The sequence below is a fragment of the Acidimicrobiia bacterium genome (assembly GCA_040880805.1).
Lineage (GTDB): Bacteria > Actinomycetota > Acidimicrobiia > IMCC26256 > DASPTH01 > DASPTH01.
Genome location: JBBDHW010000037.1, coordinates 71,882 through 81,413 on the forward strand (window position 1 = coordinate 71,882; position 9,532 = coordinate 81,413).

The window sequence follows — 9,532 nt, forward strand, 5'->3', positions numbered from 1 at the left end:
GCGGTAGCTTGCCGCCATGCGGATCGGCGTGTTCTTCCCTACCAAGGAGTACGTACCCCTCGACGAGATGGTGGCGCGCTTCCGAGCCGTCGCCGACCAGGGATTCTCCTCCGTGTGGCTCCCGCAGAGCGCCGGGTTCGACGCGCTTACCGTGTTGGCAGTGGCCGGGTCGCAGGTGCCGCGAGTGGAGCTCGGTACGTCCGTCATCCCGACATACCCGCGTCACCCCGTCGCGCTCGCGGCGCAGGCCCTCACGGTGAACGCAGCCGTCGGTGGCCGCCTGTTGCTGGGGCTCGGCCTCTCGCACAAGATGGCGATCGAAGGTACGTACGGCGTGTCGTACGACAAGCCGGCGCGGCACATGCGTGAGTACCTCGCGGCCCTCGTTCCCCTTCTCTCGGAGGGAATGGTCGATGTCGCCGGTAGCACCATCACCGCGCGTGCACGGCTCTCGTGCCCGGGTGCCGACACGCCGCCGGTGCTGCTCGCCGCGCTCCAGCCGCGCATGCTCGAGCTCGCCGGAGGTACCGCGGGCGGCACCATTACGTGGTGCACCGGTCCGATCACCCTCGAGTCCCAGATCGTCCCGCTCGTCACCGCGGCGGCGAGCGCAGCCGGGCGTCCGGCCCCGCGTGTCGTCGTCCCCTTGCCCACGATCGTCACCGACGACGAGGCCGACGGTCGCGCCAAGGCCGACGAGCAGCTCGCGGGCTACGGGGACATCCCCGTGTACCGCGCCGTCCTCGATCGCGAAGGCGTCGCGGGCCCGGCCGACGTGTCGGTGGTGGGCAACGAGGAATCCGTGAGCGCGCAGTTGCGCCGCCTCGCCGACATCGGCGCCACCGACTTCGTCGCGATCCCCACCGGCAATCCCGACGACCGTCAACGCACGCTCGCGCACTTGGCGACCCTCGTCTCGTAGGAAACAGGCGATGGAGATCCCCGACCTCGGCTACGAACCCACCATCCCGGAGGTTCTGCACCGCGCGGTGCGCGAATGGGGCGACCGCGACTTCATCGTCACTCCCGATCGCCGCATGACCTACGGCGAGGCCGAGGAGCGCTCACGGCGCCTCGCCAAGCGGATGATCGCCGCGGGCATGGGGAAGGGCACCCGCGTGGGCTTGTACTTCACGTACGGCCAGGAGTGGGTGATCGCGTGGCTCGCCGCGAGCCGCATCGGCGCGCTCGTGATGCCGCTCGCGACCACGTACCGGCCCACTGAGATCCGCAAGGTGCTGCGCATCGGCGACATCGACACGCTGATCACCGCGCGCACCGTGCTCGGTCGTGACATGGCCCAGATGTTGGAAGACAGCGTGCCCGGGCTCGCCGAGGCGACGGGTTCACCGCTCTACCTGCCGGATGCGCCGTCGCTGCGTTCGGTCTGGATCACCGGCTCCGTGCCCGAACGGAAAACCGGCGGCACCGATCGCGAGTGGGCCACCCCGATCGAGCTCGAAGCCGAGCCCGACGTCGACCCCGCGATCGACGACGCGCTCCTCACGGCCATGGAGGCGGAGGTCGTACCGGCGGATCTCGCGCAGGTCACGTACACGTCGGGGTCGAGCGCCGATCCGAAGGGCGTCGTGCACACGCACGCGACCGTGTTGCGCGGCACCTACTGGTTCGGTGCCATGCGCGGTGCGGGAGCCCGCGGTGAGGCAGAAGGGGAGACGAAGATCTTCTGCGCGTTCCCGTTCTTCTGGATCGGCGGCACGCTCATCCTCGGCGCGGCGATCCAGGCGGGGCTCACCGTCGTCTGCATCGAGCGGTTCGAGCCGGGCGCGGCGCTCGACATCGTCGAAGCCGAACAAGCGAGCATGGTTGCCGGATGGCCCACGCTGATGCAGGCCATGCGCGACCACGCGACCTTTCCGGACCGCAAGCTCCCCGAGATCGCCGGGCTCACGATGGGACCCACCGACGTCGCGCTCACCGCGGTGCCGGTGCCGGGAATTCCCGGCCATCGGGGGATGAGCGAGACGCTCGGCAACTTCATGGGGGTCGAGGTTCGGTGCGTCGATCCCGAGACCGGCGAGTTGCGACCCGACATGGCGGAGACGCAGCGCAGGCGTGGGCGGATGCCCGGGACGCCGGAGCGGAGTCGACCCGATGAGCTGGAGGGCGAGCTCTGGCTCCGCGGCCACGGGCTCATGCACGGCTACTACAAGAAGGAGCGCGAAGAGGTCTTCGACGTGAACGGATGGTTCCACACCGGCGACCGCGTGTTCATCCACGAGGGCCGTCCGTACTTCGTGGGGCGGTTCACCGAGATGGTGAAGTCGCAGGGCGCGAACGTCGCGCCGCGTGAGGTGGAGCTGTTCCTCGAGACCTATGACGAGGTGCTCTACGCGTTCGTGGTGGGTATGCCGCACCCCGAACGCGGAGAAGAGGTCACCGCGGTGCTCGTCGCGGCGTCGGGTCGGGAGATCGACCCCGCGGATCTCCAATCGCGCGCCCGAGAGCAGATCTCGTCGTACAAGGTTCCCACTCGCATCGAGATCTGGCCCGAGGAAGACGTCCCCTGGCTGGGTTCCGGCAAGCCCGACAAGCTCGCGATCAAGGAGCGTCTCCAGTGATCGAACCCGACGCCGCTACATTTCTCGCCGAGCACCAATGGGCGGTGTTCTCGACCGGGCGCCGCAACGGGTCACCGCAATCGTCGCTCATCGGGTACTTCTGGGACGGCGAGGATGTCGTACTGACCTTTCGTCGCTCGAGTGCGAAGTACCACAACATCACTCGGCAACCTCGTGTTGTCATGGTGGTGCCCGACGGTCGCAAGGCCGTCACCGTTTACGGCGACGGTGAGCTCGTCGAACAGGATCCGGCACGTGTCGACGCGTACGCCGCCATCGTCGCTTCGTTCGGTGCGCCCGAGGCTCCGCGTGGCGAGTTGGTGCGCCGACTCGATGAGGAAGACCGCGTCATTCTGCGGATCCACCCGACCACGACGATGCTGAACGGCTGACGAGTCCGTTGTTCCACGTCTCTCGGTTCACGCCCGACCAGGCTTGGTTCGCCGAGTTCCTCGCATGCCTCTGGCAGGGCGACGTTCCCGCGAGTCTCCAACTCGTGAAGTGGCTGTACCTGCCGGGAGAGCCGCGCGCGATGTTGCTGCTGTGGGAGGGCGACGACGACGCGCGCGCCTATGTCGACCGTGCGTTCGGCAACTTCGGCGCGCTCGACACGGAGATCGTCACCGACGCGACGCCCGGGTTGGCCGCTGCGCTCGCTCGTGACCTCGACGCCTTCGGCCGACACATGGAAGCGAGCAGCGCCACGTCGGAGGCGATCGCCGCCGCGCTCGACGTCCGGCGCCGTGGCATGGATGCGTCGAGCCAGGACGACGCGGCCACCGCCGGGCGAGCTTGGGCCGCCGAGCAGGCCGATAGGGAAGGGGGTCACTGATGCCCCAGTTCTACGACGCGCTTCCCACCGACTACCTCGCCGCCGGTGAGTCGATGACGGTGTCGGTCGACGGCTTCCCGGTGGCCGTCGCCAACGTCGAGGGTGAGTACTTCGCGTTCCAGAACCTCTGCCCTCACCAGGGCACCACGTTGGGCGGCCGCCCGATCGTCGACGGCCACTTCATCGTCTGCTCCCAGCACTCGAGTTGCTACAACGTCAAGACCGGCGAGTGTGTACATCCCTCCGAGGGCGACGGCTTCCACCAGGATCTGATGGTCTTCGAAGTCCAGGTGGTCGACGACGTCGTCCAGATCAAAGTCTGACCGTTAGAGCTTCGAGATCACTTCGTCGCCGAAGCGGCGGATGCCTTCGATGGCTTCGCGTGACGATGCGAACGGCCGGCAGATCAAGCGATCGGCGCCCGCGTCGCGGTAGCGCTGCACGTCGTCGGCAGTTTCGAGCTGGCCGCCGATCGTCACCTCGGTCTTTCCGGCGCGGCCGGCGTCGGCGCGCATCTTGTTGATGCGATCGACGCTGGGGCGGAGCTGTTCGAGCGAATGGTTCATCGGGATCCAGCCGTCGCCGAGCGTCGCGGTGCGCCGCATCGCCGCGGGCGAGTCGCCGCCCACAACAATCGGGATCGGCTGCTGGATCGGCTTCGGCTCGAACATCACCGGCTGGAAGTCGAAGAACTCTCCGTGGTGCTCGACGACCTCCTCCGTCCAAAGCCGGCGGCAGATCTCGATGGTCTCGTCGACGCGGCGTCCGCGCGTGCTGAAGTCGAGGCCCACGGCGTCCCACTCCTCCTCGAGCCAGCTCGCGCCGATGCCGAACTCGACTCTTCCACCGGAGAACACGTCGAGCGTGGTGATCGCGCGCGCGGTGACGAACGGATGGCGGAGGCCGATGTTGTACACGTGCGTGCCGAGCCGGATCGTCGATGTCGCCGACGCGACCATGGCGAGCGCGATGAACGCGTCGTACGCGGGGATGCTCGGCGGAATCGGCACCTCGTCGTGCCCGGCGTACGGACTCCCCTTCATCTCGACAGGGAGCACCAGGTGCTCGGGGACCCAGACCGATTCGAAGCCTGCCTGCTCGGCTTCCTGCGACGCGACGACCCAGAACTTCGGGTTCACCGCCTGGAGCTGGAGAGCGATCTTCATGAGCTTGGGCCCTTCGGTTCGACACGGATGACTTCGAACATCAACCCACCGACAATGCAGAAGAAGTTCCTGATGTTGTCGCGCTCGTTCCAGTCGGCGACGGTGATCGGTGTTGCCGGGATCCCGCGCGCCCCGCAGCGTTCGTGCGCGGCCTCGATGTTGCGCGTGCCGATGCAGATCGCCCAGAAGGCGGATCGGTCGCTCTTCAGGATCTGGAACTGACGGCTCTGGGTGTTACCGGCGATGAACCCGACGGTCTCGGTTCCGCCGCGCTGCTGGGTGACGTCGTCCATCGAGAGCTCGCCGCCCGGTCCGAGGGGTGCGTCCGGCCCCGGCCGCGCCGCCGCCGCCTGCGCGCCGAGCGGCCAGCCCTCGGGGATCTCGCACACCTCGCGCAGGAAGGCTTCGACGAGCTCGGGCTGCGGCGTGACCATCTTCACGTGGTTGATGCGATCCATCTCTCTCCCATTTCGGTAATCAGGGCTGCGAGCGCGGCGGACCCGCCGCAGTGTGGCGCGCTTCGGGCGGGTCGACTGCCCATTCCGGCGAATGTTCCCAGGTCTCCTCGTACACGAGCTCCGAGATCGGCCGCCGCCGGACCGGGCCGTGGCCACCCACCGGCTTTCCGATCGTGATCGTCGCCGCGACGAACACCTTGTCGGGGATGGCGAGCAGCGCGCGGAGCTCGGGTTCGACGAACGCGTGGAACCCGGTCATCACGCCGCCGTAGCCGAGGGCCCGCGCCGCGAGCAGCAGGTTCTGGCACGCGGGATAGATCGACGCGCCCTCGGTGGGCACGGGCGGCCGGTAGCGCACGAGGCAGCCGAGTACGAGCACCGGCGATCTCTCGAAGTGGTCGACATAGTGCTGCATGGTGTCGGCGAGACGCGCCTTCGGCGTGTTGGCAACGGTTCCGGACCCGCGGTCGTAGCCGTCGGTGGCGCGCTTGCCACCCCAGATCGTGCGCGCCGACTCGCCGATGAGGCGCTTCGCCTCGAGCGCCTTCGGGCCGTCACGGAGCACGAGGAAGCGGAACGGTTGACGGTTCGACCCGCTCGGCGCGCGTGTCGCCGCGAACATCATGGTGCACAGCGCGTCGGTGGGGACCGGCTCGTCGCGGTACCGACGAACGGCACGCGTCGACGCAATGCCTTCGAGCAACCCAATCGAGTCCATCGACGTCCTCCGCGGGCGGGCAGCCACGATACCCCGGTGGTACGGTCGGCCGCCCATGGCGGACATCACCATCCCGGTTCCGCAATCGCTGCGCGCGCATCTTGCGCGTCCGTCCGGTGACGGACCCTGGCCCGGCGTGATTGTCATCCACGACGCGTTCGGCATGACGTCGGACGCGCGTGAACACGCCGACTGGTTTGCGACCAACGGCTACCTCGCGATCACGCCCGATCTCTACACGCGCGGCAACCGGGTCGCCTGCATGGTGTCGACGTTCCGTGACCTGTCCGCCCGGAAGGGTCCGGCCTTCGACGACATCGACGCGGTGCGCACTTGGCTCGCCGCGCACGACGACTGCACGGGGAAGGTCGGCGTGATCGGCTTCTGCATGGGTGGCGGCTTCGCGCTGCTCCTCGCCACCGGACACGGGTTCTCCGCGTCGAGCGTGAACTACGGGTCGGTGCCCGACGATGCCGAGACGCTCCTCGCCGCGGCCTGCCCGGTCATCGGGAGCTTCGGCGCGCGCGATCGCACGCTCCGCGGCGCGGCGGACAAGCTCACGCGCGCGCTCGAAGCCAACGGCGTGGAACACGACATCAAGGAGTATCCCGACGCCGGCCACTCTTTTCTCAACGACCATCCCAGCGTTTGGTTCACGCTGATCGGCAAGATGATCGGCGGTGGCTACGACGAAACTGCGGCGGCCGACGCGCGCCAGCGCATCCTCGCCTTCTTTGACCGCGAGCTACGCGGGAGCGGGTAGACCCATCTGCTGACGGACGACTCCGTCGGTCACGAGCGCGATGCGCGAGTTCGCACAGCGCGCCGGCTCGCCGAATCGCGATTCGATCGACGTCGGCGGCAGCGTCCCACGATTGGCGGTGAAGTCCGCCCACAGTGACGACGCGCACTCCATGTCGGCGCAGTGGCGTATCGGCGGGAAGAACAACTCGGTCCAGGCGACCGACCAGGTGTCGAGCTTGCTCCACGCGTCGGGCACGAGGATCCGACCGATCTCAGCCTCGGCGCCCGTCTCGGTGTCGCGAACCGTACCGACCCACCAGCAGGCAGCGCCCGACGCGGCGATGCGGAGCCCGTACCGGCGACCGGCAACCCACTCGTAGGGGATCAACGTCTGGTACCCGGTGCCCTCGCCGCCGAACGGTCGGGCGACGCCGCTGCCACGCGCGTCGTGGGCGTTCCAGATCGAGAAGATCGCAACCTTGGTGGGGCGACCGGGCGGGTACGAGCCGTTGGCTTGCAGTCCGACGTACCCGGCGCTCTGGGGATCACCGCTGTCACGAAACGCGAACTGGTGAGCCCAGAAGTAGCCCTGTGACGTGTCGAGCTCGGGGGTGAGGTCCCACTCGAAGCTGTCGAACCCATCGAACGCTCCGCGGGGTGCCGGCCACCGTAGATACATATAGGTGCCGCACGGTGCAGGCGGCCCCGACGACAGCGACGGGAATATCACCTGCACGTCGGCAGGTGGCGTGTAGCCGATGGGCCACTGCTGGCGTGCTGCTCTACCACTCACCGCGCCCGAACCTACCGGAGCGCGAAACGGGATAAGGCGCGCCTGGGGTGCGGTTTCCGCTCCCAGAGGCGGGCCTTTACGGGCGAGAAACGGTCAGAACTCGAGCGAGGGCCGCTTAGGTTGGTCTCAGGCTCAGAGGGCGACGATCGGCGAAGCGACAGCCAAGGACGGGCGCGTGGGCGACGGCATACCAACGGGCGAAGCAACCGAGCCGATCCCGGCGCTCCTGTCATCGACTCCTGCTGCGGTCATCGCGCCTCACCCCGGCCGCGTGTTCGTTCCCAAGTGGCTCGCGATCGGGATCGCGCTCGTGCTCATCGGCGGCCTCGGCTTCGCGATCGGCTGGATCGCAACGCCGGACGATGCCAGCCAGTCGAGCAGCGCGCCGAGCCGAGATACGACGCCGACGACGCCGAGTCCCAGCACAACGGGTCCACCGGCGACCACGACCCCTTCTGCCTCGGCGTTGTCGGACCTCGGTCTGCGCCAAGGCGACCTCACATCGTCGGTCTCGTTGCAGCTGATCCCCGGCGGGAACCGAGTCGCCGGCGCGCCCACCCTGGATTTGTGCAACGGCACATTCCCGAGCGAGTCGGAGCGCAAGGCCCGTCTCCAGGTCGTGGCCGTCGACGCCCAGGGCAACGCCACGCTGAGCACCGAGGCGGTCTTGTACGCGAACGCGGCGGCCACCGAGCGCGCGTTCACCGAGCTCGACGCGACCGCGGCCAAGTGCCCGAGCTCACCGGTGCGAAGCCCTGTGGGCGAGTCCACGGTCACGACCATGTTCAACCCTGCTCCCGACGGCTCATGGCCCCAAGTCGCGAGCGTCGACCGTCTCGCATACGAGTTCGTGACGACGGACGAGTCGGGTCAGACCCAGCACTCGATCGCCGTTTACCTCCGCCGCGGGCGCGCGCTGATGGGTATCTACTTCCCGGACCCCGACTCGCCGCAGTCCGCGGTCGCGGGGAAGACCACGATCCCGGGGATCGTCAACGTCTTCGCAACCCGTATGGCCCAGCTACCCGATTCGGTCGTCGACTAGAAGCTGCGGCAGTAGACGGTGTCGAGCTTCTGTGTGCGCGGGCGCGTGACGATGAAGATGTGGACGTCGCCGACGTCCTCCACCGCCTGGCCACCGGCATGGCCGGCGACACGGCCCATGTAGCCCTTGTTCGTCCACATCTCGATCGCGGCGGCACCATGCTCGGGATCCCACGCGAAGTCGGTCGTTCCCTCACCGGTGCCCGCCGCGGTGCCTTGCACCAGGGTGGTCACGCGGATCTCGTCGTCGCGCAGCTCGTCCGCGAGGATTCGGTCGAACATCTCGAGCGCGGCCTTCGTCGCGACGTACATCGACAACATCGGGAACGGGTCGAGCGTCGACTCGCTCGAGGTGTTCACGATGTCGCCGCCACCTGCGGCGCGCATCAACGGGATCGCGGCGCGGCACGTGTAGACCGGCCCGAGGAAGTTCGTGCTGACCTGCCGGAGGATGTCGCCGTCGCTCAAGAGCTCGACCGCGCACGGCCGGTAGATGGCGGCGTTGTTGATGAGGATGTCGAGCTTGCCGAAGCGCGACTCGATCTCCTGGAACGCGGCGCGCACGCTGTCGGGATCGCCCACATCGGTGGCGACCGGTATCGCGCGATCGCCAAGCTCGGCCGCGACCTCAGCGAGCCGCTCGGCGCCGCGCGCCAGCATCAGCACCGAGGCGCCTTCCTCGACGAACCGCTGCGCGATCCCTCGCCCGGATCCGCTCGTTGCGCCGGTGACCGCGGCGACCTTGCCGTCGACCGCTCCCATCAGCAGGACACGGTCTGGCCGTGCAGCGTCGCGTCGCCGCCGATCAGGAACAACAACGTCGGGATCACGTTCCGTTCGAGACTCGCGCCGCCGCCCGGCTGGAAGATGTTGACGCGGACTCCCTGGAAGAACCATGCACCCGCCGCGGCGCGGGTCCAGGCCACGACCGCCTGGGCGATGGTCGCGGGCAGCGCCCGCCCCGCCTCGCCCAGTTCGCCCGCCATCTCGGCGTGGTTGATCACGTGGCCGCCGCCCGACGTCGACAGGTGACGGAACGCGGCCTGATTCGCCGTGCGCGCCGTCCGCAATGACGTCTTGAACAGACCATCGAAGTCGGCGCGGCTGACGTCGACCGCGGGCTTGTCGCCTGTCGTCGGCTTGGATAGGTTCGCGAGCACGTCGAGCCCTCCCAGTTCCGAGATCGCGCGTTCGA

Annotated in this window: 13 protein-coding genes; 7 read left to right on the top strand and 6 right to left on the bottom strand. The window is 68.3% G+C overall.

Annotated features, from left to right (window positions below):
* The first annotated feature begins 16 nt into the window (after positions 1-16).
* From WD271_09645 to WD271_09665, 5 genes are read left to right on the top strand one after another with little or no spacing between them, the layout of a single operon-like run.
* Positions 17-922 carry a TIGR03564 family F420-dependent LLM class oxidoreductase gene (locus WD271_09645; protein MEX1008090.1) on the top strand — a complete coding sequence of 302 codons (906 nt, stop codon included), beginning with the start codon at positions 17-19 and terminating at the stop codon, positions 920-922.
* Between the two features lie 10 nt (positions 923-932).
* Positions 933-2,582 (top strand): class I adenylate-forming enzyme family protein, encoded by a 1,650-nt coding sequence (locus WD271_09650; protein ID MEX1008091.1) that lies wholly within the window; start codon positions 933-935, stop codon positions 2,580-2,582.
* The gene (locus tag WD271_09655; GenBank protein ID MEX1008092.1) at positions 2,579-2,974 is read left to right on the top strand and encodes a TIGR03618 family F420-dependent PPOX class oxidoreductase; all 396 of its coding nucleotides are present in this window, start codon (positions 2,579-2,581) and stop codon (positions 2,972-2,974) included. The genes WD271_09650 and WD271_09655 overlap by 4 nt, the downstream gene beginning before the upstream one ends.
* A gap of 8 nt (positions 2,975-2,982) precedes the next feature.
* Positions 2,983-3,414 carry a hypothetical protein gene (locus WD271_09660; protein ID MEX1008093.1) on the top strand — a complete coding sequence of 144 codons (432 nt, stop codon included), beginning with the start codon at positions 2,983-2,985 and terminating at the stop codon, positions 3,412-3,414.
* Positions 3,414-3,737: a Rieske 2Fe-2S domain-containing protein gene (locus WD271_09665; GenBank protein MEX1008094.1), complete on the top strand. Its 324-nt coding sequence runs from the start codon at positions 3,414-3,416 to the stop codon at positions 3,735-3,737. Before WD271_09660 ends, WD271_09665 begins: the two co-directional genes overlap by 1 nt.
* A 3-nt stretch (positions 3,738-3,740) precedes the next feature.
* Here the strand turns inward: WD271_09665 and WD271_09670 are convergent, their stop codons facing one another.
* The 3 genes from WD271_09670 to WD271_09680 are packed head-to-tail and all read right to left on the bottom strand — an operon-like array spanning position 3,741 to position 5,756.
* Positions 3,741-4,580, bottom strand: a complete 840-nt coding sequence (locus WD271_09670; GenBank protein ID MEX1008095.1) for an LLM class F420-dependent oxidoreductase — start codon at positions 4,578-4,580, stop codon at positions 3,741-3,743.
* Positions 4,577-5,038, bottom strand: coding sequence for a hypothetical protein (locus WD271_09675; GenBank protein MEX1008096.1), 462 nt, complete (start codon positions 5,036-5,038; stop codon positions 4,577-4,579). The genes WD271_09670 and WD271_09675 overlap by 4 nt, the downstream gene beginning before the upstream one ends.
* 19 nt (positions 5,039-5,057) lie before the next feature.
* Positions 5,058-5,756 carry a nitroreductase family protein gene (locus WD271_09680; protein MEX1008097.1) on the bottom strand — a complete coding sequence of 233 codons (699 nt, stop codon included), beginning with the start codon at positions 5,754-5,756 and terminating at the stop codon, positions 5,058-5,060.
* Positions 5,757-5,811: 55 nt separating this feature from the next.
* Here WD271_09680 and WD271_09685 point away from each other — a divergent pair, with 55 nt between their 5' ends.
* Positions 5,812-6,519 carry a dienelactone hydrolase family protein gene (locus WD271_09685; GenBank protein MEX1008098.1) on the top strand — a complete coding sequence of 236 codons (708 nt, stop codon included), beginning with the start codon at positions 5,812-5,814 and terminating at the stop codon, positions 6,517-6,519.
* Here WD271_09685 and WD271_09690 read toward each other — a convergent pair.
* Complete coding sequence (locus tag WD271_09690) at positions 6,502-7,293, bottom strand: DUF3472 domain-containing protein (protein MEX1008099.1); 792 nt, start codon at positions 7,291-7,293, stop codon at positions 6,502-6,504. The genes WD271_09685 and WD271_09690 overlap by 18 nt on opposite strands.
* 175 nt (positions 7,294-7,468) lie before the next feature.
* Here WD271_09690 and WD271_09695 point away from each other — a divergent pair, with 175 nt between their 5' ends.
* Positions 7,469-8,338 (top strand): hypothetical protein, encoded by an 870-nt coding sequence (locus WD271_09695; GenBank protein ID MEX1008100.1) that lies wholly within the window; start codon positions 7,469-7,471, stop codon positions 8,336-8,338.
* Here WD271_09695 and WD271_09700 read toward each other — a convergent pair.
* Both WD271_09700 and WD271_09705 read right to left on the bottom strand, forming a co-directional pair.
* A complete protein-coding gene (locus tag WD271_09700) occupies positions 8,335-9,099 on the bottom strand; it encodes an SDR family oxidoreductase (protein ID MEX1008101.1) in 765 nt (254 codons plus the stop codon). The genes WD271_09695 and WD271_09700 overlap by 4 nt on opposite strands.
* On the bottom strand, positions 9,099-9,532 hold a 434-nt coding region (locus WD271_09705), incomplete at its 5' end, for an SDR family oxidoreductase (GenBank protein ID MEX1008102.1). The genes WD271_09700 and WD271_09705, both read right to left, overlap by 1 nt.